We start from the raw sequence: 24,418 nt of genomic DNA on the forward strand, positions 1-24,418 counted from the left end.
TCCTCCCGAGGAGCACACAGCCCCTCTGAGCTGGGATGTCCGTCAAACCGGGTCAGGCCCAGACTGGTGGCGGTCAGACATCAGGTTCACATTCGTCGGGGAGCGGATGGTCCAGGATTCGATCAAGAAATGCCGGATCCGAAAGGATATGACACCGGGGAGCGTGATCGCTGAGTTGCCACTCGGTTTCTGGGTTGGGTTGGTTGGCAGCGGTGGCTCCTGCCAGTACGAGACGACGTTGTGGCGGCCTGCTCTGCGGAAGGTTTTTCCAGGATATCGAGGATCCCGAAGGGATCTCCACTCTGATCTCGATCACGTCCGCGCGTTCCGCAACCGCGTCGCCCATCACGAGCCGATCCACCGCCGGCACCTGGCTGCCGACCGCGAGACGATCGTCCGGCTGCTCAGACTCATGTCGCCTACGGCTGCCAACTGGGTCGTCACACACGACCGAGTGCCTGAGGTGCTCGCCCGGCGGTCTGCTGTCATCGGTGGGGCCGCGTCACCCAGTTTCTGATCGCGAGGAGTGTGGTATGCCGCATATTGAGGTAGACGAGGAAACCTATCGGAATTTGGCGTTCGCCGCGCGGGTTGCGGGCATAGAGATCGGTGAGGTTGTCACTCGCCTGGTGGCACTTCCTCGGGAACCGAGCACGCTTGAGCCGGTGAGGGGTGAGCCAGCTTCGATCCCTGTCTACGCTGACTACGACGGCCACCGGACTCGGGCATGTTTCACTCCGGGACCAGGGCGGGTCGAAATTCTTAGCGGCCCGCTCGCTGGTTCGGTGTACCGCACGCCGAGCGAGGCTGCTCGGGCCGTGGTGAGCGAACGGCGTCCCGGGGTCAACCCGCAGCGGAACGGCTGGACCTTCTGGATCGAGACAGCTACCGGGGCACCTATCCAACGGTTGCGCCACGTCAGAAGTTGACGCTCGCTACACGCCCTCCGGCGCCGTCCTGCTGGTGGCCGCGGCGGCCGGTGGGCGGTCACGGGGGCGGAGCCTGGGGACCCGGTGCGGGCGGATCGGTGGGGCGCACGCTGAACAGGTCACCTGGCTGGCAGTGCAGCACGTCGCAGATGGCGGTCAGGGTGGAGAACCGGACCGCTCTGGCCCGGTCGTTCTTCAACACCGACAGGTTGACCACGGTGACCCCGGCCCGTTCGGCGAGTTCGGTGAGGGTCATCCGGCGCTCGGCGAGCAGCCGGTCGAGGTGGCAGACCACCCGGTGACCGGCGGACTGTTCGTCGTCGGTCGGGGCCATCAGACCAGTCCGTCGAGGTCGGCGCGCATTGCCGTGCCCCGGCGAAGGAACTCGGCTGCCACGCCGAGGCCGAGGCCGAGCAGCAGGACGGCCACCGGCGGGTCGATGACGGCCTGCAGCGTCAATGTCCGGTCCGGTTGCCAGGCGTGCCGGGCGGCGCTGACGAGTGCGAGGTGCCCGGCGGCCTGCAGTGCGGCGGCCAGCGCTCCACCGAGCAGGAGTACGGCGGCCGCCGCGCCGACCCGGCGGGCGTTGCGCGGGTGGAACGGGTCCGCTGAGCGCAACGACCGCACCACCCGCCACAGCAGCCCGCCGGCCGTCGCGACGACGGCGGCGAGCAGCAGCGCCGGCCCGAAGATCCAGAGCCGGTCGCCGACGGTCGGCTCGGTCACGGTCAGCAGGGCGGCGTCCTGGGGCGTGAGCGTGAAGCGGCCGGCGGTGGTCTGCGGCCCGAGGTCGGTTGTGGGGTTCACCGTGACGGGTACGACCAGGTTGTCGGCGATCAGTACGCCGATCGCCGAGGCGGCGGCCAGCAGGGTGCCGAGTGCCACGGCACCTGCCGTGACCGCCTCGAAGGCCCACTGACCGGCCGGAGCGGTACGGGGACGACGCGCCTGCTCGATGTCGTGCCGCACAGCGGCCCTCCCTATCGAAATTCGATATGAAACTGGGTCTAGTATATCGAATCTCGATATGCCGCAGCGGTCACCCCGCCACCGGCACGTCCGAACGACCCCATCTGCCCACCGGAAGGCTGGACCAGCCGTGACCATCCCCGTACCCGTCCGCTCCGCCGGGCTGTTCCTGGCCGGCGCACTCATCTGCTTCGTCGGCCCACCGCTGGCCATGGGACTCTTCGCGGCCGACGGTGTGCCAGCGGTGCTGGTCGCGGTCGCCGCCGCCGAACTGGTGTCGGCCGCCGCCCTCATCGCCTGGTGGATACGCCGCCACGGGCTGACCCGCCGAAGTCTCGGCCTGACCTCGCAGCACTGGCGGCGGGACACGCTGATCGCGGTGGCCACCGTTCCACCACGCCTGCTACTGGAGTTCGGGGTGCTGATGCCGGCGGCCGGCGGCGAAGCCAACCCGGAGATTCAGGAGATCCTGCGGATGTCCGCCGCCGGGCCGGCCGCGTTGGCCGCCACCCTCTTCCTGGGGATCGTCGGCGGCGGCATCGCCGAGGAGGTGTACTTCCGTGGGTTCCTGCTCGGGGCAATCCCGCAACGGTCCGCCCGCCCCCGGGCGACGCTGTGGGTGGCCGCGGTCGTCTCGGTGGTCCTGTTCGGCGTGCTGCACCTGCCGGCCAGCGCACTGGACGCGCTGTCCATCACCGTCGCCGGCCTGGTCTACACCGGGCTGTTCCTGGCCACCCGCCGGCTGACCGCACCCATGGTCGCCCACGCGCTGTGGAACGCCGCCGCGCTCGGCACGGTCCTCGTCATCTACAGCTGATCACAGCTGGGTGGCGGTCCGGACGAGTCCGGCGACGGCCCGGGACCGGTTGTCCGGCAGCCAGGCGAGCACGGTGGTGACGTGCGGCGCGTCGGTCAGCGGTACGGCGGTGTGCGCGCTCCACAGCCAGGACCGGGACGAGGCGCACAGCACGGCCATGGTGTGCCCGAGGGCGATCAGCTGGGCCAGCTGCGACTGGTCGTGGATCTCCGGTCCGGGTCCGGGTTCGTACGTACCGTCGGGGCGCGGCCAGCGGGCGACCGGCAGGCCCGGCACGTCGCCGACCTCGGCCATAATCAACGACGTACGGCTGGCGAGCGGATGCCCGGCGGGCAGGATCGCGACCTGCTGCTCGGTCAGCAGATCCTCGGTGTCGAAGCCGGTGAGCGAGTCGAACGGCCGCTGCATGAGCGCGGCGTCGGCGCGGCCGTCGCGCAGCATCCGCGCCTGGTCGCCGATGCCGCACAGCACGACGTCGATCTCGGCCGCGTCCGGCTCGGCGGCGTGCGCGTCGAGCAACTTCTGCAGCAGTTCGTGGCCCGCGCCGGCCTTGGTGACCAGGGTCAGCCGGTTCGCGCCGGCGGCGGCGCGGCGGGTACGCCGGGCCGCCGCAGCGGTGGCGTCCAGGATGGCGCGGGCCTCGTCGAGCAGCACCTGACCGGCGTCGGTGAGCGCCACCCCTCGGCGGTCGCGGTCCAGCAGGGTGACGCCGAGGCGGCGCTCCAGCCGGGCGATCGCCCGGGACAGCGGCGGCTGGGCGATGCCGAGCCGTTCGGCCGCCCGGCTGAAGTGCAGCTCCTCGGCGACCGTGACGAAGTACCGCAGCTCACGGGTCTCCAGCATCTCCACGCCGGCAACGATACGTCGGTGATACCCGCCGGGTATGACAGCGGCACCCAACTGGTGTAACGGCGGCGGCTACCACCGCGCCACCATCGGCGTCATGGCCGAGAAGACCACGATCGACACGACGACCACGACCGACACGAAGACCGCGCTGGTCACCGGCGCGAACAAGGGACTCGGCTACGAGATCGCCGCTGGGCTGGGCGCGAAGGGCTACCGGGTGGCGGTGGGGGCGCGCGACGCCGCCCGGGGCGAAGCGGCCGTCAAGGCGCTGTACGCCGCCGGAGTCGACGCGTACGCCGTACCGCTGGACGTCACCGACGACCGCAGCGTCACCGACGCCGCGCAGCTGATCGAACGTCGGGCCGGCGGGCGGCTGGACGTTCTGGTCAACAACGCCGGCATCGCCGGCGAGACCGGGCCGGGGTGGGAACAGGACCCGACCACGCTCGACCTCGACGTGGCCCGCCGGGTCGTCGACACCAACGTGTACGGCGTGATCCGGGTGACCAACGCGATGCTGCCGCTGCTGCGCCGGTCGCCGTCACCGCGCATCGTCAACATCTCCAGCAGCGTCGGGTCGCTGACCTGGCAGTCGGACCCGGAGATCAACGTCGGCCCGGTGATGGCGGCCTACTCGCCGACGAAGACGTACCTCAACGCGGTCACCGTGCACTACGTGCGGCAACTCGCCGACACCGACATCCTGATCAACACGGCCTGCCCGGGGCTGGTCGCCACCGACTTCACCGGCGGTGTCGGGCGTCCGGTCCAGGAGGCCGCCGCCACCCCGATCCGGCTGGCCACCCTGCCCGACGGCGGCCCGACCGGCACGTTCGTCAACGACGACGGCAGCATCCCCTGGTGAATTCCGACGCGGCGTGGAACGCGGGTGCGAGCGCGCCCGCCGCTGATCATCGGCTCAGCGGCAGCTACGGCCGGCGTTGATGTACCTGGCGATCTTCCTCAGCTGCTTCTCTGAGTTGACGTTGATAAAGTCGTTGTGGCCGGAGAACCAACCAGGACTCGCCCGCGACCCAGGTGTAGAAGCGGTCCGACGGCAGGGTCGCGTCGCGTACCGCCGCCGCCGGCAGAGCGCCGGGTCGCAGATCCGCGCCGTCGCGGCTGAACCAGTGGACGCGTACGCCGGGATCGACAGTACGGCGGGCAGTGCACTCTCGTCGCCGATCAGCAGTTGCCGGTCCACCTGCTACAGCCGCCGGTACCTGGTGCCGATGTCGAAGATCACGGCCGGGGTGCCCGGCTCGGCGTTGCGTGCCCAGGACGACATGGGTGAGTCGCCGTGCAGGGCGAACTCGATGTCGATCTCGTCGGCGGCGGGTCGGGCGCGCCGGATCGTCAGGTCAGTCCCGCGGGTCGACGACGGGAATGCCCGCGTCCTTCGCCGCAGCCGCCAGCCGGTCGTCGTAGGTGGCAAGGCCGGCCAGGTCCGTCCCGAGCACTCGCGCGGTGGCCAGGTGGATCGCGTCCAGCGACCGCAGCATCCGGTCCGGCTCGTCCATCGCCGCGTCGACGACCTCGTCGTCGATGTTTATGTAGTCGAAGGCCAGCAGGAGGGCTCTGGCATCTGGTAGGGCCGCCGGCATGACCCGGCCGACGGCCCGGATCACCTCGATCCGCAGCAATGTGGAGCTGACCCACGACGCGCCCGGGTGTTCGTCGTAGAAGGCGGCGAACGCGTGGGAGTGGCTCTCCTCGGCCAGCAACTTGAGCGCGGCGGATGTGTCGATGTAGTAGAGACTCACCAACGTTCCTCGTCGCGTAGCGTGCCGAGGGCGTCCCCGAGTCGGTCGGTGCCGTCCCCGGCCCGCATCCGTGGCCGGAATCCTGGCCGTACCGCCAGGCGCGCCCGACCCGCCGTGACCAGGCGGTCCAACACCGGCGTCGGCTCGCGTTCGGCCACCGGCACGATCCGCGCCACCAGTTTTCCGTACTCCGTCACGTCGATCGTCTCGCCGTGTCGCACCCGAGCCAGCACCTCGCTGGTGTTGTGGCGTAGTTCCCGAAGACCAACCGAGTGCTCGCCAGCAGTCGTCATGAACGAAATGTATCACAATTTTGTGACCACATGACCCTGCTGTGTGCGTCGTGGCCCGATCCGGGTCTGCGATGATGGCGGGATGTCCACCGGTACCTCACCGGCCGCCCAGCCGTTCGCGCACCTGCAGGCGCAGAACGTCACCCTGTACCGGGACGTGCTGGACGCCTTCGTCCGGGCGAAACGTCGGTTCACGGTGCATCTGCGGCCGGAGGACGTCCTGGCCGAGATCGGCCCCGGGGCGTCGCTGGAGGCCGTCGCGGCGGCGCTGGCCCAGCTCGCCGAGTGGGGCAACCTGCGGGCCGACCCGGACACCGGACGGGTCACCACCGTGGAAGACTTCCACCGCGCCCGCTACCTCTACCAGCTGAGCGCGCACGGCCACGCCGCCGAGCAGGCCATCGCCACATACGAGGAGGCGATCGGCCGACGCGGCGCCCTGCAGTCGGTGGCGCTGTCCGACATCGCCGACCAGCTGCGCGCCCTGCTGGGCATCGCCACCGAGGCCGCCGCCGGGTCCGCTCCCGACCCGGCGAAGACCCACCTGCTGATGCTGAGCCTGGTCGACCGGTTCACCGGGCTGGCCGACAACGCGCAGGCGTTCATGGCGTCGCTGCGGCGGGCCGTCGACTTCGCCGACGCGGATGTGGCGGCCTTCCTCGCGTACAAGGAACAGCTGATCGCGTACCTCGAACGGTTCATCGCCGATCTCGCCAACCGGGGCGCGGAGATCGCCAACCTGGCCCACCGGATCGAGGCGACCGGGGTACGCCCGCTGCTGGAGATCGTGGCCCGCCGGGAGGCCGTCGACGCCGCGCCCGGCGAGGACGCCGACGACCGGGCACTGCACCAGGCGCGGGTGGTCTGGCAGCAACGCTGGGACGGGCTGCGGGACTGGTTCGTCAGCGGCGACGCCAGCCGGCAGTCCCAGGCACGGCTACTGCGTACCGCCGCCATCGGCGCGATCCGGCAGCTGCTCGGCGCGGTGGCGTCGATCAACGAACGTCGGGCCGGCCGGTCGGACCGGTCGGCCGACTTCCGGTCGCTGGCGCTGTGGTTCGCGCAGGCCTCCGACGACGAGGCCGCGCACCGGCTGTGGCACACCGCGTTCGGCCTGTCGCCGGTGCGGCACCTGACCGTGACGACCGAGACCCTGGCCGCGGTCGAGCAGCGACCGGTGCCGGCATCGACGTCGTGGGCCCAGGCACCCCGGCTGGAGATCAGCCCTCGACTGCGCAAAACCGGATCGTACGAGCGGCGCGGCTCGCCGAGCCGGGTGCTGGACCGATCCGCGCAGCGGCGGCAGTTGGCCGAACGTGCCGAGCGGGAGACGGCCCAGACGGCCCGCGCCCGAGCGGCGTTGGCCACCGACGGGCCCGTCCCACTGTCGCGCCTCGGTGAACTGGACACCGCCGAGTTCCGGCTCTTTCTCCATCTGCTGGGCGACGCGCTGGCGGCCCGGCGGCCGGACGCCACGGAGGTGACCACCACCACCTCCGACGGCACGCTACGGGTACGCCTGGTCCGCGTCGACGGGGCGCCGCCGGTGCGGATCGTCACCGCCGACGGGGTGCTCACCGGGCCGGAACATCTGGTCGACATCACCGACCTGGCTCCGACCGGAGCCGGTCTGGTCTCTGCCGGAGCCGACCTCGCGGCGGTCGGGGCGGCCGGGTGAGGGCGCGCGGCCCTGCCGAGGGCGACTCCTCGGGCCGCCTGCAGCGGGCCGCCCGGCTGCTGCTCGCCCGCCCGCTGCTGGTCGCCGGGCTGACCCCGGACGACGAGTTCCGGCTGGTCCGCACGTACGCCGCGGAGCTGCGCGAGTGGTTCGACCGGGAGACCGGGTGGCGGCTGGTCGCCGACGCCCAGACGATCCGGCTGATGAAGCTGACCGCCGACCCACAGGACCAGACCCACCCGGCTCGGGATCCGAAGGCCAGGACCCCGTTCTCCCGGCAACGGTACGTGTTGACCTGCCTCGCCCTGGCCGCGCTGGAACGCGCCGACGGGCAGATCACCCTCGGCCGGCTGGCCGAGGACGTGGTGCTTGCCGCCGCCGATCCGGCGCTGGCCGCCACGGGGTTCACGTTCGCCCTGGACCGGCGGGAACGGCGGGCCGACATGGTGGCGGTGGTCCGGCTGCTGCTGCACTGGGGGGTGCTGCGTCGGGTGGCCGGCCACGAGGACGCGTACCTCGGCACCAGTGGTGACGTGCTCTACGACGTGGACCGGCGGGTGATCGCCGGCCTGCTGGCCAGCAGCCGCGGCCCGTCGATGATCGGTGACGTGGCACCGGACGGCCGGCTGGCGGCGCTGACCGTCGAGGTGGTGCCCGATGTCGAGGATGCCCGCAACCGGGCGCTGCGGCACCGGCTCACCCGGCTGCTGCTCGAACAGCCGGTCGTCTACTACGACGAGCTGACCGAGGCCGAGCTGGCCTATCTGACCAGCCAGCGATACGCCATCCTGAACCGGATCACCCAACTGACCGGGCTGGTCGGCGAGGTACGGGCCGAAGGGGTCGCGATGGTGGACCCGGCCGACGAGCTGACCGACGTCCGGATGCCGGCCGAGGGGATGCAGAGTCACCTGACGCTGCTGCTGGCGGAACGGATCGCGGTGGCCGGCTCAGCTGGGCTACGGGTCAGCGAACTGCACCGGCACACCCGCGAGCTGGCCCGGGCACACCGGTCGTACTGGCGAAAACACGCCACCGATCCGGGCGCCGAGGTCGAGCTGGTCGCCACCGCGTTGGACGCGCTGCGCGCCCTGAAACTGATAACGGTCGAGCCGGCCGAGGACCCGCTGGTCGTCGCCCGCCCGGCGATCGCCCGTTACGCCCTGGCGGAGCCGACGATCCGGGAAACCCGTCCCGCCGCCCTGAGGAGGTAACCGTCACCGTGACCGCCGCAGTCACCACCGCCGGACCGACGACCATATCGGCCCGGAAGCTGCCGGTGCCGGACCGGGAACGGTGGCAGCCACTGCGGGCCGGGCTGGTGGACATCTTCTACTACGACCAGGAGGAGTTCCACTTCCACGGCGGCAGTCTGCTGCTGCGGGGCAACAACGGCACCGGCAAGTCGAAGGTCCTCGCGTTGACCGTACCGTTCCTGTTGGATGGCGAGCTGACACCGTACCGAGTGGAGCCCGACGGGGATCCGCACAAGCGGATGGAGTGGAACCTGCTGCTCGGTGGACGGCACCCGCACCCGGAGCGGACCGGCTACACCTGGCTGGAGTTCGGCCGCCGCGACGCCGACGGCACCGCCCGGTACCTGACCATCGGCTGCGGACTGAAGGCGGTGGCCGGGCGCGGCATCGCCCGGCACTGGTACTTCGTCACCAGCCAACGGGTCGGCGCCGATCTGCAGCTGCTCACCCCCACCGGTACGGCGGCGACCCGGGACCGGCTGCGGGACGCGATCGGCCCGGCGGGGATGCTCTACGACCGGGCCGTCGACTACCGGCGTGCGGTCGACGAGGCACTGTTCGGCCTGGGCGACCGGTACGACGCGCTGGTGTCCCTGCTGATCAAGCTCCGGCAGCCGCAGCTGTCGAAGCGCCCGGACGAGAAGACCCTGTCCCGGGCGCTCGGCGACGCCCTGCCGCCGCTGGACGAGAACCTGATCGCCCAGGTCGCCGAGGCGTTCCGGGGTCTCGACGACGAGCGGGAGACGCTGACCGAGCTGCGCGAGACGAAGAAGGCCGCCGACGACTTCCTCACCCGCTACCGGCAGTACGCGCGGATCGCGACGAAACGCAAGGCCGCGGTGCTGCGGCAGCAGCACAGCCGGTACGAGCACCTGGGCCGCGAGCTGGGCGACGCGCAGCGGGCACACGAGCAGGCCGACCGGGCGGTACGCCAGGCCGAGGTGAAACTGGCCGAGCTGGACGCGCGCGCCACCGAGCTGCAGGCGCGCCGACGGGCACTCGCGGAAAGCCCCGAGGCGCGTACCGCCGAGCATCTGCGTCGACTGCGGGAGGCGGCCGATCAGCGGGCGACGTTCGCCGACCAGCAGGCCAAACGCCTGCGTGACGTCGAGGCGGAGGCGGCCCGGACCCGGCGTACCGCCGAGCAGACGGCGCAGGAGCTTCAGTCGGCCCAGCGGGACGAGGCGGCGGCCCGTGCCCGGGTGGCCGGCGGTGCGGCGGCGGCGCGGGTCGCCGACCGGCACCGCGACCGGGTTCTCGCCGCCCTGCCGGACGACTCCGCCCATGGGCTCGACGAGGCGCGCCGCGCCGCCGACCAACTGGTCCAGGATCGGCGGGCCGCGCTGCGTACCCTCGATCGGCTCCGCACCGCCGCCGAGTCGGCCCGGACCCGGGCCGACCGCGCCCGGGAGGAGGTCGACCGGCTGGACGCCGAGGTGGCGGCGGCCGACGAAGCGGTCACCGACGCCGAGACCGCCGCCGCCGAACAGGGCGAAACCCTGGTACGGCGCACCGGCGAGTACCTGACCGGGCTGGTCGAGCTGTCGATCGTCGACCCGGAGACGGTGCTCGGCCGGCTCGACTCCTGGGTGAGCACCCTGGACGGGGACAACCCGGCCGCCCGGGAGGTGAACACCGCCAGCCGGGCAGCCGCCGAGGCGATCGCCCGCGCCGACGCGGCGGTGGAGGCCGAGCAGCGGCGGGTCGCCGACCGGATCGGAGAGATCGAGGCCGAGCTGCGCCGGCTGACCGACGGGGCGCACCAGCCGCCACCCGCACCGCACACCCGGTCCCCGCAGCTGCGCCTCGACCGGCCCGGCGCGACACTGTGGCGGGTCGTCGACTTCGTCGAAGGCGTGCCGCCGCAGGTGCGTGCCGGCATCGAGGCGGCGCTGGAAGCCGCCGGGGTGCTCGACGCGTGGATCGACCCGGACGGCACGGTCCGCGACCCGGACAGCGGCGACGCGCTGCTGCGACCAACCGACGAGGTGGCGACGAACCTCGGGACGCTGCTGCGTCCGGCCATCGACGACGCCGACCCGCACGCCGCCGCGCTGACCGGGCCGACCGTCGCCGCCGTCCTCGCCGCGATCGGCCTCGGCGCGGAGTCCGGCGCGGCGACCTGGGTCGGCACCGACGGCGGCTTCGGCATCGGCGTCGTCACCGGGCGGTGGACCAAACCGGACGCGGAGCACATCGGCGACGGCGCCCGGGAAGCGGCCCGCCGGGCCCGGATCGCCGCGCTGCGCGCCGAGGCCGACGAACTCGCCGCCGTGTCGGCCGACCTCGCCGAGCAACGCACCAGACTGGACGAACGTCGGCGGGCGGTCGGCCACGAGACCGAGAGTCTCCCCTCCGACCAGCCACTGCGCGAGGCACACACCCTGGTCCGTGGTGCCCACCAGTTGCGCCGGGACACCGTCGGCCGACGGGACGAGGCGGCGGCGAGGCACGGTACGGCGGCCTCGGCGGCGCAGACGGCGCTGGCCGAGGCGACCGAGTTCGCCGACGACGTGGGCCTGCCCCACGACGCCGACGGGCTGGCCGAGGTCCGCGACGGGCTGCAGGACTACCAGGTGACGCTGGCCGCCTGGTGGCCCACCCTGACCGGGGTGCGCGACGCGACGCGCCGCCGCGCCGAGGCGTCCCGCACCTACGAGGAGAAGCAGGAGCAGCTCGAACCGGCCGCGATCGAGGCGGCCGAGGCAGCCGAGGCGGCCCGGCTGGCCCGGGTGGAGTTCGAGACGTTGGACGCGACCGCCGGCGCGACCGTCGCCGAGCTGGAACGCCAGCTCCGCGAGGTGGCCGACGCCGAGCAGGAGTGCCAGCGGGAAATCCGGGAGACCCGGCAGCGCGAACGCGACGCCTGGGGTGCCCGGGGCGACGCCGACGGCCGACGTGACCGGCTGACCGGGGACCTGGCGGAGGCCACCGCCACCCGGGACGCCGCCGTCGAGGTGCTGCGGGCCTTCGCCGACACCGGCCTGATCGCCCTGGCCTGCCCCGAGCAGGAAATCCCGGACACCCGACAGCCGTGGGCGACGACCCCGGCGGTGGCCGTGGCGCGCGGCGTCGACCGGCTGCTCGCCGACGTCGACGACGGCGACCGCCCCTGGGAACGGATCCAGCATCAGGTCAGCCTGGACATGAAGGTGCTCACCGACAGTCTGTCCCGGCACGGACACCAGGTGCTGCCCGCCGTCCGTGAGGACACCATGATCGTGGAGGTGGTGTTCCAGGGGCACGGCCGCTCCGTCGCGGACCTGTCCGCCGCCCTGGTCACCGAGATCGACGAACGGCAGCGGGTGCTCTCCGCCCACGAGCGGGAGGTGCTGGAGACCCACCTGGTCAACGAGGTCGCCGGGGCGTTGCAGGAGCTGGTCGCCGGCGCCGAGCAGCAGGTTGCGACGATGAACGGCGAGCTGGAGGAGCGGCCCACCTCCACCGGCATGCGGCTGCGGCTGCTGTGGCGGCCCACCCGCGACGCCCCGCCCGGCCTGGCCGAGCTGCGCGCCCGGCAGCTGCGGCAGAGCACCGACGTCTGGAACGACGCCGACCGTCGAGCGATCGGCGCGTTCCTGCAGGAGCAGATCGGCCGGGAACGGCTGCGCGACGAGGCGGCGACCTGGCACGAGCAGCTCACCCGGGCGTTGGACTACCGGGCCTGGCATGAGTTCGCAATCCAACGCCACCAGGACGGGCAGTGGCGGCCGGCCACCGGCCCGGCCTCCGGCGGTGAACGGGTGCTGGCCGCCAGCATCCCGCTGTTTGCCGCCGCGTCCTCGTACTACGGGTCGGCGGGCAATGCGCACGCGCCGCGGCTGATCGCCCTCGACGAGGCGTTCGCCGGGGTCGACGACGACTCCCGGGCCAAGTGCCTCGGGCTGCTCGCCACCTTCGACCTGGACGTGGTGATGACCAGCGAACGGGAGTGGGGCTGCTATCCGCAGGTGCCCGGACTGGGCATCGCGCAACTGGCCCGGCACGACGGCATCGACGCCGTCCTGGTCACCCCGTGGCGGTGGGACGGGCGGGAACGGCACCGGATGCGTCGGGTCGAGCTGTCGGTGCCGCAGCAGCGACCGACCCGCCCGGACAGCGAACCGGACCCGACCAGATCCGACAGCGAACCGGACCCGACCAGACCGGAACCGACTGGACCTGACGGCTCGGAGCAGCCCGCTCTGTGGTCCGCCGAGTGACCGGACCGGACGGCGAGGTGGTCGGGCCGGATCTCGATGTGGTCGGGCCGGATCTTGATCGGCTGCGCCGGCAGCTCGGCGGGGCCGACACCGAACGGGTCGTGCAGCGGGTCCGTCAGCGGATTGCCCTGGGCCGGCCGCTGACCGGCACGATCTCGCTGAGCCAGCCGACACCGGCCGAGCGGCTGGCGGTGCAACGGCTGCTTGGGCGGCCACCCGGCCGGGGCACCTCGCTGACGGTCAACCTCGACGACCTCGACCAGGTGGTCCGCCGCAGCGGCCTGCACCCGGACGGGCTGGCCGCCGCCGTCGAGACCCTCCTCGGGCCGGTGCCGGTGACCGCCGAGGTCCGCGCCGCCGCCGACGCCGCCTGGCGTACCGTGCTGGAGCCGTTGGACCGGCTCGGCCGCCGCGCGCCGCACCTGGCCGACTGGTGCGGCGACCGCACCACGGTCGCGCTGGCCCGCCGACTGTCCGGTACGCCGGACGCGGCGGCCCGGCTCGTCGAGCACCTGGTGGCGGTGCTGGCGGCGTTGCCTGCCGACGGGGCCCCGCTGGCCCGGCTCGCCGCGCAGACCACCGGCGACGCGCACGCCCTCGACGCCGACCGTCCGCTGGCGACTGTCGTGTTGTCGGCGGTGCGGGCCGTCTGGTGGCCCGGCGACGACGAACCGACGTCTCCGGCGCAGCGGCGGCGGGCGCTGTGGGACAGCGCCGGTGTCCTTGTCGACGAACTATCGTCGACCGTACTGACGCTCAACGTCGTGGCGAGTCCGGGCAGCCGGCTGTCCGCCCTGACGGCGCCCGCCGCGACGGCCGGTGAGCCGCTCGTGCTGACCCTGCGCCAACTCGGCCGGGAGCGGTCGACTTTCCCGGCCGGCACCGTCCACGTCTGCGAGAACCCGACGGTGCTGGCCGCGGCGGCCGACCTGCTCGGTCCGGAGTGTCCGCCGCTGGTCTGCGTCAACGGCCAGCCGAGCACGGCGGCGCTGCGGCTGCTGACCGGCCTGACGGCCGGTGGCGCGCGGTTGCGCTACCACGGCGACTTCGACTGGGGCGGGGTACGGATCGCCAACCTGTTGCGCTCCCGGGTGCCGTGGCAGCCGTGGCGCTACGACGCCACCGCGTACCGGGCGGCGGTGGCGGGTGCGGCCGTGGTGGGCGCCGTGTCGGGGACGTTGACCGGCCGGCCGGTCGACGCCGGCTGGGACGCGGAGCTGACCGCTGCGATGAGCCGGCACGGTACGCGGGTCGAGGAGGAGCTGGTCCTCGACACCCTCCTCGCCGATCTGTCCGGTGCCCAGTAGCGCGTGATTCTCCTGCCCATAGTCGACTGTCGCACCGGTTGTCCGCTGAACGGACGTGCGAGTGGCCCTACCGGATTGTCTGGCCTAGAGTCTGCGCGTGCCAGCATCCCCCGTTACCCCGCCTGACCGACTGGCCGCGCTACTGGGCACCGTTGGCCCGGCTGGCGCGTTCAGCGCACGTCGTACCGCGTCACCCCATGGTCTGAGGCTCGCGGTGCGCGGTGTCGGGCCGATCGCCTTGCCGGCGGCCGCCGAGCAGGCGAAGCAGCTGTGCTCAGTTGGCCGGCCGGCCAGGTTCGGCAAGGGTGAGCAGACGCTGACGGACGCCGGGGTCCGCGACACGTGGGAAGTCCCGACGAGCCTCGTCGACATCGACGAACAGCGGTGGCACGAGACGCTCCACCCGATGCTGGACCAGCTCCGGGCCGACCTCGGCCTGCCGCAGGGGTGCGAGCTGGTCGCCGAGCTGCACTCGATGCTGGTGTACGCGCCCGGCCAGTTCTTCGCGCCACATCAGGATTCGGAGAAGGTCGATGCCATGATCGGCACCCTGGTGGTGACGTTGCCGTCGGAGTCGGCCGGCGGCGTGCTGTCGATTGAGCACGCCGGCCGGACCGGGAGCTACGAATCGTCACCGGACGAGCTGACCTTCGTCGCGTTCTACGCCGACTGTCGGCATCAGGTGTCGCCGGTGACGGCGGGCCACCGGATCGTGTTGACCTACAACCTGTTGCTCGCCGGTGACCCGGTCACCCTGGCCGCCGGCTCGCTGGGCCAGGACCTGGTCACCGGACTGGCCGGCTGCCTGGACGATCACTTCGCGGAACCGACCGACGGGCCCGCCCGGCTGGTCTACCTGCTGGATCACGAGTACACCCAGCGGGCGTTGGGCTGGGACCGGCTCAAGGGCGACGACGTCGGCCGTGCCGCAGCGGTGCGGGCGGCCGCGCAGGCAGCCGGTTGTGAGGTCACTCTGGCGTTGGCGGAGCTGCAGGAGACCTGGAGCGCCCTCGACCCCGAGGAATCATGGGGCCGCTGGGGTCGGGGCCGGAGTCGGTACGGCCGGTATCGAAACGACGAGGAACCCAGCGGCGGGAGCGGGTCGGGCGAGTACGAGCTCGAAGAGCTCATCGACTCGTCGATGACCCTCGACTGCTGGCTGGACGAGTCCGGCGAGGTGGTGCCGACGTCGCTGCGGATCTCCGACGACGAGGTGTGTGCCACGACGCCCACCGCGGACCTGTCGCCCCAATCGTCGGAGTACGAGGGGTACATGGGCAACTACGGCAACACGTTGGACCGGTGGTACCGCCGGGCGGCGATCGTCGTGTGGCCACGTCGGTGGACCTTCGCGATCCGTGCGCAGGCGTCGCCAGGCTGGGCCCTCGACCGGCTCGCCGATCTGCTGCGGGCCGGGGACGTCGCCGGTGCCCGGCGCAGCGCCGCCACGCTCGCCTCGTTCTGGCGGGTCACCCCGGCGGCCGGTGAACTTGTCGTCGGGCGGGCGTTGGCGGTCGCCTGGGAGCTCGACGAGCCGGACCTGGCAGCCATGCTGCTCGCGCTGCTGCGGGTGGAGGCGCTGGCGCCGGCCGACGCCCCGGTGCTCGCCCGCCTCGCCACCCGCTACGGCGAGTCCTGGACCCGGGATCGGGTCAACGGCTGGTTCGGCCGGAACTGGCTGTCCCGTTCGTCGCTGTTCGACAAGCAGACCCCGGACTGGCTGGCATCGCTGCCCGCGATGTGCGCGGCGCTGCGGGCCACCCCCGACACCGGGGGTGTGCTGGTCGGCCGGCTGCTGGTGGCCGGCGTCTGGTCCGAACTGCACGGCCGGGCCCGAGGAATGCTCACCTACCCGGCGGCCCGCGACCGGCGCAGGTACCTCGCGGACCTGGGGCCGCAGATCGCCGTCGTCCTGGCCGGTGCCGCCAGCCTCGGTACGGCGGACCTGGCTGACCCGGCGGTCGAGTTCCTCTGCCAGGACGAGGACGACGTGCTTGCCTGCGCGATGTCGACGCTGCGGGCCGCCCGCGCGACCGCACCGGACCAGGCGGGGCAGCAGGTGGCCGGCATCGACACCCTCGCCGCGCACGTCGCCCGGCGGCTCGAGCGGCAGCTCGCCCGGCCGGCTCGGGCCGCCGACGACTGGTCGGTGGAACTGCCCAAGGGATGCGACTGTGAGCTGTGCGCCACCCTGGTGGCGTTCCTCGGCGATCCGGCGCGCCGCACCTTCGAGTGGCCGCTGGCCGAGCAGCGCCGCCGCCATGTCCACTCCCGCGTCGACCAGGCTGACCTGCCCGTCGACCATCAGACCCGGCGCAGCGGGCGACCGTACACTCTGGTCCTGCGCAAGACCGACGCGCTCTTCGACCGCGAACGCGAGTCCCGCCGCCGCGCCCAGGAAGACCTGGCCTGGCTCACCCTGGGCCCGGAGGACCTCGGCTGAGCGTTGGTCGCGTCGGGGACGTCACGCCTGGAAGTAGTGCCCGTCGTGCAGGTCGGCGATCAGGCCGGGGCGGCTGGGGGACCAGCCCAGGAGTTCCCGGGTGATCGCGGCCGACGCCGGATTGTCCAGTTGGGCGAACGGCCCGAGGAAGCCGAAGTAGTCGTCGGCTTCCTCGGGGCTGATGCTGCGGACCGGCACGTCGAGGTTGCGGGCGATGGCGGCGGCGATCTCTCGGAAGGGGACTCCTTCGTCGGCGGCGGCGTGCAGGCGGGAGCCGGCCGGGGCCTTTTCGAGGGCGAGCCGGTAGAGGTCGGCCGCGTCGAGCGTGTGCACGGCCGGCCACCGGTTTGTGCCTTTGCCGACGTACGCCGCGTACCCGTGCTGCCGGGCGGCGGCGACGAGGACGGTGACGAAACCGTTGCGGTCGAGCGGGCTGTGCACCGTCGGGGCGAGCCGGACGACGCAGGAGCGCACGTCGTGGGAGGCGAGGCCGATCACGAAGTTCTCCGCGTCGACCCGGTAGCCGCTCGGGAGAGCGTCGTGTTCAGTGCCGGGGCGGCCGACGAGTCCGCCCATCGCGAGCATGGCCGTGCCGCTTGTACCGACCAGCGGTTTGCCGGAGCCGCTCAGACCGTCGGCGAGTGCGCGGAGGGCGGCCAGGTCGGCACCGGCGGCGCCGGTCAGGTCGCCGGTGAGCAGGAGGTCGTGACGGAACGCCAGGTGGATGACGCCGTCGGCGGCGTTCGCTTCGGTGCGCAGAACGTCGAGGTCGGACAGGTCGCCGCGACGCGTCCCGGCGCCCAGTTTCTCGATCGCGGCAGCGGATGCTTCGGAGCGGGCCAGGCCGACGACGTCGTGCCCGGCGGAGATCAGGGCCGGCACGACCGCCGAGCCGAGGTGGCCGGAGGCGCCTGTGACGAATACGCGCATGTTGGTGTTCCTTCGTGAGTACCGATGTCGCCTTGTGACATCACCCTACCTTGTGATGTCACTATGCGACATGGCTGGATCAAGAAGATGTCGTAGTGTGACATCGGATACCATCGCGGCATGGCCCGCTGGCAACCGGACGCACGCGGCCGCCTGGAGGCGGCCGCCTTCGAGCTGTTCCGTGAACGCGGCTTCGAACAGACCACGGTCACCGACATCGCCACCCGCGCCGGCCTCGACAAACGCACCTTCTACCGGCTCTTCGGCGACAAACGCGAAGCGCTGTTCGGCGGCAGCGAGCAACTGGAGGACCTGCTCGTCAAGGCGGTGACCGAGACGGACGCCGCCCCCTTCGAAGCGGTCGTCGCCGCGTTCCGTCAAGTGGCGGAGGAGATCTTCGCCGACCGACTCGAGCTGGTCCGGGTGCGCCAGACCATCATCGAGAGCAGTCCCGAGCTGCAGGAACGTGAGCTACGCAAGATGGGCTCGCTGGCGGCTGCGGTCGTTGCCGCGCTGTGCGCCAAGGGCCTTGACCAGACCGCGGCGACCCTGGCCGCCGAGTCGGGTGTCACCGTGTTCCGGGTCGCGTACACCCGCTGGGTCGAGCCCGGCAACCGCGACTCGCTCACCGATCTGATCGCCGAGGTCACCAGCGAACTACAGGCGATCACCTCGCCTGCTCGACGGTAGTTGCCGCGCGGTACGTTGCCGGCTTGACGGCTGTCGTCGGACGACGGTGCGCCCGCCGGGCCAGCGCACCGCAAACCGTCCAGTATGATCGGTCGCCCGTTGGCCGTCGGCGCGACGGCCGACGGCCCGGCGTACTCAACTGGGTTCCGGAGGTTCTCATGGCCGACCACGACGCAACGCTGTTCGACCGGCTCGACACCTCGGTGCCGCATCCGGCCCGCCGATACAACTACTGGCTCGGCGGGAAGGACAACTTCGCCGTCGATCGGGCCTCGGCGGACCAGATCGCGGCGGCCTGGCCGAGCGCGCCGATCGCGGCGCGAGAAAACCGCCGCTTCCTCGGCCGGGCGACCCGGTTCCTGGCCGCCGAGGCCGGGATCAGGCAGTTCCTCGACATCGGCACCGGCCTGCCCACCGCAGACAACACGCACGAGACCGCCCAGGCGATCGCGCCGGAGTCGCGGGTGGTGTACGTCGACAACGATCCAATGGTGATGGTGCACGCCAGGGCCCTGCTGACCAGCACCACCCAGGGCAGAACGTCCTACATCGAGGCCGATCTGCGCGAGCCCGGCAAGATCCTCAACCATCCCGACCTGCTCGCCACCCTGGACCTGTCCAAGCCGGTCGGGCTGATGCTCGTCGCGGTACTGCACTTCCTGCCGGGTCGAGGGGCGGCCGCACCGGTCGTCGCCGAGCTTGTCGACGCGCTGCCGCCGGGCAGCTACCTGGTCGTCAGCAACGCGACCAAGGACTTCCTCCCGGCACCGATCGCAGCGGTCTACGACCGGATGCTGGCTGCCGGGCAGACCGACATCTGGCCCCGGGAACGCGCCGAGTTCGCCGCGCTGGTGGAGGGCCTGGACCTCGTACCACCCGGGATCGGGGTGGTGAGCGACTGGCGCGCCGACGAGCAGGACCAGCTCCGTCCGGCGGCAGCCGACGTGTCGGTGTACGGTGCGGTCGCCCGAATTCCCTGACCGCCGCACCGGGCAGTGCCGTTGCCGGAGGCGAGCCGCCCGCAGCACGCCGGAAACTGCGACCTGGGCGGTAGCGTCGTCCGGGTGAACCTGGACGAGACCGCCGCCCGGCTCGGGGCGCCCGTCGCCGACGTCGAGCGGGTGCACCGGCTCGCCGGTGACCGGCCGTCGGCTCCGCTGCCGGCCAGGGCCGACGCGCCCGCGATCCTGGACCGGCTCGCGGTGCGGCCGGACGACGCCGCCGAAATCATGGCCGGCTGGCCCGACCCTGACTCGCCGCTGTGGACTCCGGAGCTGCGCTGGCTGCTCGACCGGACGATCGCCCTGGTCCGGGCCGACCTCGGCGGTTACGGCTGGCTGGCACCCGGCCCGGAGCTGCCCCGCGACCGGGGACCCGCCTGGCGGCACCTCTACGTGTACGCGTACCTGGCCCTGGTCGACGTCGTCCGGGCGTACCACCGCGCCCACGGCGTCGCCGACGCCGTGTCCTGGGCGACCCTCGCGGACCTGGGCCGTAACCTCGCCATCGACCGGCGGATGCGCGGCGAGGGCTGGCCGGTCATGCAGGCCTGGCTGACCCTGCACGTACGCGGCAGCCTCTACGAGCTGGGCCGGCTGCAGCACCACCGCAGCGACAGCGCCATCGAACTGCACATCCCCGACGCGGGGCCGCTGACCCCGGAGGCGGTCAGCGCGTCACTCGACGCGGCCCGCGCGTTCTTCCCCCGACACTTCCCCGACGAGCGGTACGCGGCGTTCGCCTGCGGGTCGTGGCTGCTCGACCCGCAACTACGGGAGTACCTGCCGGCGGACTCGAACATCATCCGGTTCCAGCGCCGGTTCGAGCTGGAGCCGTACCAGGAGCCGGACGGGCCGGACGCCGACGTCGAGGTGCTGCGGTTCGTGTTCCGCACGCTGAGCACGCCGCTCGACGCGCTACCACGCCGTACCGTGCTGCAACGCGCCGCCGTCGACCACTTGACCGCCGGCCGCCACTGGCAGTGGCGCCGCGGCCGCTTCCCGATCTGACCACACCTGCTCTGCGCCCGGCTCGGTAACCGCGACGGCCGAGGCGGAAACAGACCAGGCATGGAAGACGACCGGAGACGATTCGCGGAGCTGTTCCGGCGACATTACGGCGCGGTGATTCGGTACGCGGCCCGTCGGGTCGGTCGGGAACGCGCGCCCGACGTCGTCAGCGAGGCGTTCCTCGTCGCGTGGCGCCGCCTGCCGGACGTGCCGGTCAGCGAACCGCTGCCCTGGCTGTACGCCACCACCCGGCACCTGATCGGCAACGAGATCCGGGGCCGGGACCGGCAGGCGAGGCTGACGACGCGACTGGGCGAGGTTGCCGAGACGGTCACGGCCGACCACGCCGATGCCGTGGTCGACCAGGTACGGGTCCGCCACGCGCTGGCACAACTGTCCGAAGCCGACCAGGAGGCACTGCGGCTGGCCGCCTGGGAAGGACTCGACGCCACCGCCGCCGCCACCGTCATGGGGTGCAGTCGTACCGCGTACAAGGTGCGGTTGTTTCGGGCCCGGCGGCGGCTGGCGGCCGCGTTGGAACCGGCTCCGACCAGGAGGCCGGCGGACGCCGAGCTCTCCCCGCTAGCTCACGAAGGAGGATCATGATGGAAACCGATCGACTGATGCGCGACGCGGATCCAGTCGCTGACTGGCGGGTGGACGCCGAGTCGCCGCAGGCCGCGGCGATGCTGGCCGGCATCCTCGCGCAACCCCGGTCCGACGTCGCGCAACCGTCCGGCGTGACGGGGGTACGCCAACAGCCCACCACCACTCGGCAGCTGCGGCACCGGCGGCTCGCGTTCGGCGGGGTCGCCGCCGCAGCGGTGGCGGTGGCCCTCGCGGCGTCAACGGTCTGGCTTGCCGGCCCCGGCGGTGCCACCCCCGCGTACGCGGTCACCACGAATTCCGACGGCTCGGTGGAGTTGATCGTGGAATGGGACCGGCTCAACGACCCGGCCGGTCTTGCCGCCGACCTGCGCCAGGCTGGCGTACCAACCGAGCTGCGTTACGCCAGAGACGCTCAGCCGGTAGCTGTCTGCCTCGATTCGGCAGGGCAACAACGAGCAGACGCAGCTCTCACCAGCAGGAGCCGCGGCGAAAGGACAGCCCGCGCCGATGGGTATCGCATACGGCCAGACCTGTTCCCCGATGAGAGCGTCATGGTCGTCTCCACATTCTCCGATTCCGCTACGCAAGTGACCTCCACGATGCTCTATCTCGCGCCCGCCGATGACACCTCCTGTACATATCTCGGCTCGCGCGTGAGCGCCCGATACACCATACCCGGGATGCGCCCAGAAGAGTGAGCATCCGGCTGTGCGCCGAAGTGAGGCTGACGCACCTCAAAATCGCGTTTGAGGTGCGTCAGCCTCACCTCGATGGCTCGCTCCAGGCGTCCAGGGGTGCGGACGCGTGGGCATCGCCCGTCACGGGCCGAGTAGCGCCAGCGGCACGACCGCGAAGTCGTCGCGGTGTTCCCAACCCCCTCCAGCCCGTGGATCGACAAGGCACGAAGATGCGGCTGAAGTTCATCCAGCGTGCGCAATCCAGACTGCCCATCGCGGGCTCCGCTACCGTCGAGGAGCACGGGTGGCGGATGACGCGAGGGAACCTCCATGGTTGTCTCAGGGCCGATTTGACGACAATGACGGTTCCCTCGTCTGCCCGCAGGCCAACTTTGCCGCGTACGCCGAGCAGACAGCGTCAGGTTCGCCGGCAGCGCAGCCATTGTCGGTGACGGTTGAGCTGGGCAGGAGCGGGAGCTGTCGCCGCTGACAGGCGGTGTCCCAACCGATTCACCAACTCGGCAGTACGGCGGCAACAAGCGATTTGTGTCTGCCCATGAGGTCTCCCACCGCTCCATTAGCGTCGCTGGACAGTGATAAGGTGACCTCATGCGGGCTGTCCGGATTGGGCTACCCATCGCCGTGTTGTTCGTAGCCGCCAGCGCGGCTGCGGTCGCCGTACCGCTGGTGCGGGCCAGCGTTTCAGCCAGCCAGCCGGATGAGCGGCCGGCTGTGGCCGTCGAGCAGTTCATGTGTGCCCAGGTGGCATCCAGTGTCGATGGCTACTGCGATCGCATCGCGGAGGATCTCGGCCGGCGTATGCCGCTGGCCGACGACGACCGGGTAGCGGCGCAGCCGCGCCGGCAGGCGCTGCTGGACGGCTTCGTCCGCGAGCTCGGCGCGGACTGTCCCGCGCCGCTGGAGCACTGTCGGCTCCCGGCCACGACACCGGACGCGGTCCGGCAGGCGCTGATCGCTTCCGGCTTCACCGACCCGGCGGTACGGCCAGCCAGGTACACCGACCCTGCTCCGGCAGGGGCGATCCTGTACGCCGTACGGGTCGGGCGTGCCTGCCTGCTCGGCCACGTCCGGTCGGAAACCGCCGCGCCGCCCCTCATCGTGGGCCGCCTGCCCGACGAATCCTGCCTGTGGCCCTGACTGATCCCTACACCTGAAGCGATCCAGGAAGCGGCACTGCCACCACCGTTACCAGGGTGTCCGGACCGGCGAAGTCGTCGGGATTGGTGGTGTAGAGCGGCAGGCGGTTTCCGATGGCGACACTTGCGATCATGAGGTCAGCCGTCCGTGCTCTCGGCTTGCGACCTGCCGCCAGCACGGCTGCGACTACTCTGCCGAACGCCCGTGCCGCCTCCGCATCGAACGGCAGCGGATCGAACTCGGACTCGGCCCGTTGGAGCACGTCCAACCGGCGGGCACGCTCGGCTGGATCATCGGTGTGATGCGGACCAGCCGACAGCTCGGCGAGGGTGACTGTGCTGATCGACATGGTGTCCGGCAGCCGGGCGTGGTCGATCTGCCGGCGCAGGATAAGGATGTTGGTGTCGAGCAGGCCGTGCGCCTCAGGCTTCATAAGGGTCCCGGAGGCCGCCGTCCATGGCGCTGTCCGCGTCGGCGCGGAACCGCGCCGCATCTATGACCGGTGCGCTCGCCGACATGCCCGCGAACTGCTCACGGGTCACCACCCGGTGTCGACGTAGCGGGATCAACTCACCGATGGGGGTGCCGTCACGGGTGACGATGAACGACTCACCATGCTCAACCGCATCCATGATCTGTCCGGATTTCGCCCGAAGATCTCGTTGGGTGAGTTCCGCTGCCATGCGGCAAGCCTAGCACGGGGTGGCACGCGGTGCTACGAGGTGGCACCACTGCTCGGGGGGTGGGTCAGTCATCGACAACCCGCACTGCGTAGCTCGATCAAGGCAAGGCCTGGTGACTCCGACCGTCAGGTAGCCCGGCAAGTCACCCCACACGGACGTCGATTCCATCCTCGGTGAGCCAGTGCAGGAGCTGCCCGAAATCCGGGTCGCCGGATGCGGTGGGCAGGCTCAGGCGTTTTCGAGCCACAGCCGAATGCCGCCAGACCAGCTTGAACGGCGCGGTGGCTCCCCAGCCGCCTCGTGTGCAGTCGTGTAGCGCGTCGGCGTTCGAGCCGAAGTAGCCGCCGGGTCCGTTGACCGCCTCCCCGATGGCGCAGTAGAAGCCTTCGATGTCGGTGACGTTCTGCCCGTCGAGTTCGTAGGCGGTGCCCGCCGGCTTGTCGGCGGCGTCGTGCCGGTGGTGGGAAAGCGCCGCCATGGTCCACTCGCGACGTAGAGTGCGGTCGTAGCCCACCCAGCGGCCTGGTTCGGCCGGCCGGCCGGAGCGCCAGAGTTCCCAGATCTGGCGTGCCCCGCGCGGCATCGGGCCAGGGAAGGCGGTGTCCAGGGTGACATCGACCAAGCCGCCGCCCAGGGCCGACGAACGAACCGCCGTGACCGCACCTTCGACATGTACGCCGACCACCAGTGTCGCGCTGCCATCGTTCCCCACGCTGGCGATGGAGGCACGGATTCGGCGGCGCCACGCAGCCCCACCAGGGTTGCCGGCCCCGCGATCCAGTGCGTCGAGTGCGCGTCGCAGAGTTGGCGCGGGATCGCATCCGATCAGCACCGTCGGCCGCGCCGCCGCTGACACCACGTGCTGGGCGTCCTCGAAGAGGCCGTCGATGTCGACGCATGCGGCGATCGCCTCGCCCGGATCGTCGGCATCGTCGTTGAACAGCAGCCAACGGGGCGGCAGCGTACGGTGCCAGCGCCGCAGCAGTTCTCCAGGCGCTCCGCCACGAGACATGGAGCGACCGTACCGGGTGTACCGCGCTGCACGGTTCGGGTTCCTGGCGGGCAGCCATCGAACGGCGATCAGTCCGCTGATGTAGTGAGCTGATCTCAGCAACGCAAAAGGTTTGATTGGTGCGACACGGGCGAATCCGGTGAA

The 24,418-nt window shown here is 71.6% G+C and carries 25 protein-coding genes; 13 read left to right on the top strand and 12 right to left on the bottom strand.

Features of this window, described 5'->3' with window-relative positions:
- Positions 1-73: 73 nt before the first annotated feature.
- From ACFHWT_RS28795 to ACFHWT_RS28805, 3 genes are all read right to left on the bottom strand, one after another.
- Positions 74-361, bottom strand: a complete 288-nt coding sequence (locus ACFHWT_RS28795) for a hypothetical protein (protein WP_416597810.1) — start codon at positions 359-361, stop codon at positions 74-76.
- 626 nt (positions 362-987) lie between these two features.
- Positions 988-1,263: a helix-turn-helix domain-containing protein gene (locus ACFHWT_RS28800; protein ID WP_416597811.1), complete on the bottom strand. Its 276-nt coding sequence runs from the start codon at positions 1,261-1,263 to the stop codon at positions 988-990.
- Entirely contained in the window at positions 1,263-1,898 is a 636-nt protein-coding gene (locus ACFHWT_RS28805; protein WP_416597812.1) for a DUF2975 domain-containing protein, read from the bottom strand. Before ACFHWT_RS28805 ends, ACFHWT_RS28800 begins: the two co-directional genes overlap by 1 nt.
- Before the next feature lie 130 nt (positions 1,899-2,028).
- On the opposite strand from ACFHWT_RS28805, the gene ACFHWT_RS28810 reads away from it, so the two are divergent.
- A complete protein-coding gene (locus ACFHWT_RS28810) occupies positions 2,029-2,715 on the top strand; it encodes a CPBP family intramembrane glutamic endopeptidase (RefSeq protein ID WP_416597813.1) in 687 nt (228 codons plus the stop codon).
- On the opposite strand, the gene ACFHWT_RS28815 is transcribed toward ACFHWT_RS28810, so the two are convergent.
- Complete coding sequence (locus tag ACFHWT_RS28815; protein WP_416597831.1) at positions 2,716-3,555, bottom strand: LysR family transcriptional regulator; 840 nt, start codon at positions 3,553-3,555, stop codon at positions 2,716-2,718.
- A 103-nt stretch (positions 3,556-3,658) separates the two neighbouring features.
- On the opposite strand from ACFHWT_RS28815, the gene ACFHWT_RS28820 reads away from it, so the two are divergent.
- The gene (locus tag ACFHWT_RS28820) at positions 3,659-4,429 is read left to right on the top strand and encodes an SDR family oxidoreductase (protein ID WP_416597832.1); all 771 of its coding nucleotides are present in this window, start codon (positions 3,659-3,661) and stop codon (positions 4,427-4,429) included.
- A 64-nt stretch (positions 4,430-4,493) separates the two neighbouring features.
- Here ACFHWT_RS28820 and ACFHWT_RS28825 read toward each other — a convergent pair whose 3' ends face one another.
- Genes ACFHWT_RS28825 through ACFHWT_RS28840 form a run of 4 tightly spaced genes read right to left on the bottom strand, consistent with a single transcriptional unit; the run spans position 4,494 to position 5,620 of the window.
- Positions 4,494-4,844, bottom strand: a complete 351-nt coding sequence (locus ACFHWT_RS28825; protein WP_416597833.1) for an SIP domain-containing protein — start codon at positions 4,842-4,844, stop codon at positions 4,494-4,496.
- Positions 4,772-4,999 carry a siderophore-interacting protein gene (locus tag ACFHWT_RS28830; protein WP_416597814.1) on the bottom strand — a complete coding sequence of 76 codons (228 nt, stop codon included), beginning with the start codon at positions 4,997-4,999 and terminating at the stop codon, positions 4,772-4,774. Before ACFHWT_RS28830 ends, ACFHWT_RS28825 begins: the two co-directional genes overlap by 73 nt.
- Positions 4,926-5,327: a type II toxin-antitoxin system VapC family toxin gene (locus ACFHWT_RS28835; protein WP_416597815.1), complete on the bottom strand. Its 402-nt coding sequence runs from the start codon at positions 5,325-5,327 to the stop codon at positions 4,926-4,928. The genes ACFHWT_RS28830 and ACFHWT_RS28835 overlap by 74 nt, the downstream gene beginning before the upstream one ends.
- Positions 5,324-5,620 carry a type II toxin-antitoxin system Phd/YefM family antitoxin gene (locus ACFHWT_RS28840; protein WP_123603761.1) on the bottom strand — a complete coding sequence of 99 codons (297 nt, stop codon included), beginning with the start codon at positions 5,618-5,620 and terminating at the stop codon, positions 5,324-5,326. The genes ACFHWT_RS28835 and ACFHWT_RS28840 overlap by 4 nt, the downstream gene beginning before the upstream one ends.
- Before the next feature lie 82 nt (positions 5,621-5,702).
- On the opposite strand from ACFHWT_RS28840, the gene ACFHWT_RS28845 reads away from it, so the two are divergent.
- The 5 genes from ACFHWT_RS28845 (at position 5,703) to ACFHWT_RS28865 (ending at position 16,506) form a co-directional block, all read left to right on the top strand.
- Positions 5,703-7,298, top strand: a complete 1,596-nt coding sequence (locus ACFHWT_RS28845; protein WP_416597816.1) for a TIGR02677 family protein — start codon at positions 5,703-5,705, stop codon at positions 7,296-7,298.
- Complete coding sequence (locus ACFHWT_RS28850; protein WP_416597817.1) at positions 7,295-8,512, top strand: TIGR02678 family protein; 1,218 nt, start codon at positions 7,295-7,297, stop codon at positions 8,510-8,512. Before ACFHWT_RS28845 ends, ACFHWT_RS28850 begins: the two co-directional genes overlap by 4 nt.
- A gap of 8 nt (positions 8,513-8,520) precedes the next feature.
- Positions 8,521-12,756: a TIGR02680 family protein gene (locus tag ACFHWT_RS28855; protein WP_416597818.1), complete on the top strand. Its 4,236-nt coding sequence runs from the start codon at positions 8,521-8,523 to the stop codon at positions 12,754-12,756.
- Positions 12,753-14,063 carry a TIGR02679 family protein gene (locus ACFHWT_RS28860; protein ID WP_416597819.1) on the top strand — a complete coding sequence of 437 codons (1,311 nt, stop codon included), beginning with the start codon at positions 12,753-12,755 and terminating at the stop codon, positions 14,061-14,063. The genes ACFHWT_RS28855 and ACFHWT_RS28860 overlap by 4 nt, the downstream gene beginning before the upstream one ends.
- A 97-nt stretch (positions 14,064-14,160) precedes the next feature.
- Entirely contained in the window at positions 14,161-16,506 is a 2,346-nt protein-coding gene (locus tag ACFHWT_RS28865) for a 2OG-Fe(II) oxygenase (protein ID WP_416597820.1), read from the top strand.
- Positions 16,507-16,527: 21 nt separating this feature from the next.
- On the opposite strand, the gene ACFHWT_RS28870 is transcribed toward ACFHWT_RS28865, so the two are convergent.
- Entirely contained in the window at positions 16,528-17,436 is a 909-nt protein-coding gene (locus ACFHWT_RS28870; RefSeq protein ID WP_416597821.1) for an SDR family oxidoreductase, read from the bottom strand.
- Between the two features lie 120 nt (positions 17,437-17,556).
- On the opposite strand from ACFHWT_RS28870, the gene ACFHWT_RS28875 reads away from it, so the two are divergent.
- The 6 genes from ACFHWT_RS28875 to ACFHWT_RS28900 all read left to right on the top strand — a co-directional run bounded on the left by ACFHWT_RS28875 (position 17,557) and on the right by ACFHWT_RS28900 (position 22,579).
- On the top strand, positions 17,557-18,126 hold the full coding sequence (locus ACFHWT_RS28875) for a TetR family transcriptional regulator (RefSeq protein WP_416597822.1): 570 nt from the start codon (positions 17,557-17,559) through the stop codon (positions 18,124-18,126).
- A 158-nt stretch (positions 18,127-18,284) separates the two neighbouring features.
- Positions 18,285-19,106 (top strand): SAM-dependent methyltransferase, encoded by an 822-nt coding sequence (locus ACFHWT_RS28880; RefSeq protein ID WP_416597823.1) that lies wholly within the window; start codon positions 18,285-18,287, stop codon positions 19,104-19,106.
- 84 nt (positions 19,107-19,190) lie between these two features.
- On the top strand, positions 19,191-20,135 hold the full coding sequence (locus ACFHWT_RS28885; protein ID WP_416597824.1) for an acyltransferase domain-containing protein: 945 nt from the start codon (positions 19,191-19,193) through the stop codon (positions 20,133-20,135).
- A gap of 60 nt (positions 20,136-20,195) precedes the next feature.
- The gene (locus ACFHWT_RS28890) at positions 20,196-20,741 is read left to right on the top strand and encodes an RNA polymerase sigma factor (protein WP_416597825.1); all 546 of its coding nucleotides are present in this window, start codon (positions 20,196-20,198) and stop codon (positions 20,739-20,741) included.
- Positions 20,741-21,442 (top strand): hypothetical protein, encoded by a 702-nt coding sequence (locus ACFHWT_RS28895; protein ID WP_416597826.1) that lies wholly within the window; start codon positions 20,741-20,743, stop codon positions 21,440-21,442. The genes ACFHWT_RS28890 and ACFHWT_RS28895 overlap by 1 nt, the downstream gene beginning before the upstream one ends.
- Before the next feature lie 588 nt (positions 21,443-22,030).
- A complete protein-coding gene (locus ACFHWT_RS28900; RefSeq protein ID WP_416597827.1) occupies positions 22,031-22,579 on the top strand; it encodes a hypothetical protein in 549 nt (182 codons plus the stop codon).
- A gap of 7 nt (positions 22,580-22,586) precedes the next feature.
- Here the strand turns inward: ACFHWT_RS28900 and ACFHWT_RS28905 are convergent, their stop codons facing one another.
- From ACFHWT_RS28905 to ACFHWT_RS28915, 3 genes are all read right to left on the bottom strand, one after another.
- Positions 22,587-23,012 (bottom strand): type II toxin-antitoxin system VapC family toxin, encoded by a 426-nt coding sequence (locus tag ACFHWT_RS28905; RefSeq protein WP_416597828.1) that lies wholly within the window; start codon positions 23,010-23,012, stop codon positions 22,587-22,589.
- Positions 23,002-23,262: a type II toxin-antitoxin system Phd/YefM family antitoxin gene (locus ACFHWT_RS28910; protein ID WP_416597829.1), complete on the bottom strand. Its 261-nt coding sequence runs from the start codon at positions 23,260-23,262 to the stop codon at positions 23,002-23,004. The genes ACFHWT_RS28905 and ACFHWT_RS28910 overlap by 11 nt, the downstream gene beginning before the upstream one ends.
- A 142-nt stretch (positions 23,263-23,404) precedes the next feature.
- Positions 23,405-24,418, bottom strand: a 1,014-nt coding sequence (locus ACFHWT_RS28915; RefSeq protein ID WP_416597830.1) for a barstar family protein, incomplete at its 5' end; no start/stop codon positions are given.

Source organism: Micromonospora sp. LOL_021 (assembly GCF_048060215.1).
GTDB lineage: Bacteria > Actinomycetota > Actinomycetes > Mycobacteriales > Micromonosporaceae > Micromonospora_E.

Bases quoted from the DNA above. Each gene is read 5' to 3' on its own strand.
- ACFHWT_RS28880 (WP_416597823.1), top strand. From the start codon at position 18,285: ATGGCCGACCACGACGCAACGCTGTTCGACCGGCTCGACACCTCGGTG.
- ACFHWT_RS28820 (WP_416597832.1), top strand. From the start codon at position 3,659: ATGGCCGAGAAGACCACGATCGACACGACGACCACGACCGACACGAAG.
- ACFHWT_RS28900 (WP_416597827.1), top strand. From the start codon at position 22,031: ATGCGGGCTGTCCGGATTGGGCTACCCATCGCCGTGTTGTTCGTAGCC.
- ACFHWT_RS28895 (WP_416597826.1), top strand. From the start codon at position 20,741: ATGGAAACCGATCGACTGATGCGCGACGCGGATCCAGTCGCTGACTGG.
- ACFHWT_RS28800 (WP_416597811.1), bottom strand. From the start codon at position 1,263: ATGGCCCCGACCGACGACGAACAGTCCGCCGGTCACCGGGTGGTCTGC.
- ACFHWT_RS28875 (WP_416597822.1), top strand. From the start codon at position 17,557: ATGGCCCGCTGGCAACCGGACGCACGCGGCCGCCTGGAGGCGGCCGCC.
- ACFHWT_RS28870 (WP_416597821.1), bottom strand. From the start codon at position 17,436: ATGCGCGTATTCGTCACAGGCGCCTCCGGCCACCTCGGCTCGGCGGTC.
- ACFHWT_RS28910 (WP_416597829.1), bottom strand. From the start codon at position 23,262: ATGGCAGCGGAACTCACCCAACGAGATCTTCGGGCGAAATCCGGACAG.
- ACFHWT_RS28890 (WP_416597825.1), top strand. From the start codon at position 20,196: ATGGAAGACGACCGGAGACGATTCGCGGAGCTGTTCCGGCGACATTAC.
- ACFHWT_RS28840 (WP_123603761.1), bottom strand. From the start codon at position 5,620: ATGACGACTGCTGGCGAGCACTCGGTTGGTCTTCGGGAACTACGCCAC.
- ACFHWT_RS28845 (WP_416597816.1), top strand. From the start codon at position 5,703: ATGTCCACCGGTACCTCACCGGCCGCCCAGCCGTTCGCGCACCTGCAG.
- ACFHWT_RS28905 (WP_416597828.1), bottom strand. From the start codon at position 23,012: ATGAAGCCTGAGGCGCACGGCCTGCTCGACACCAACATCCTTATCCTG.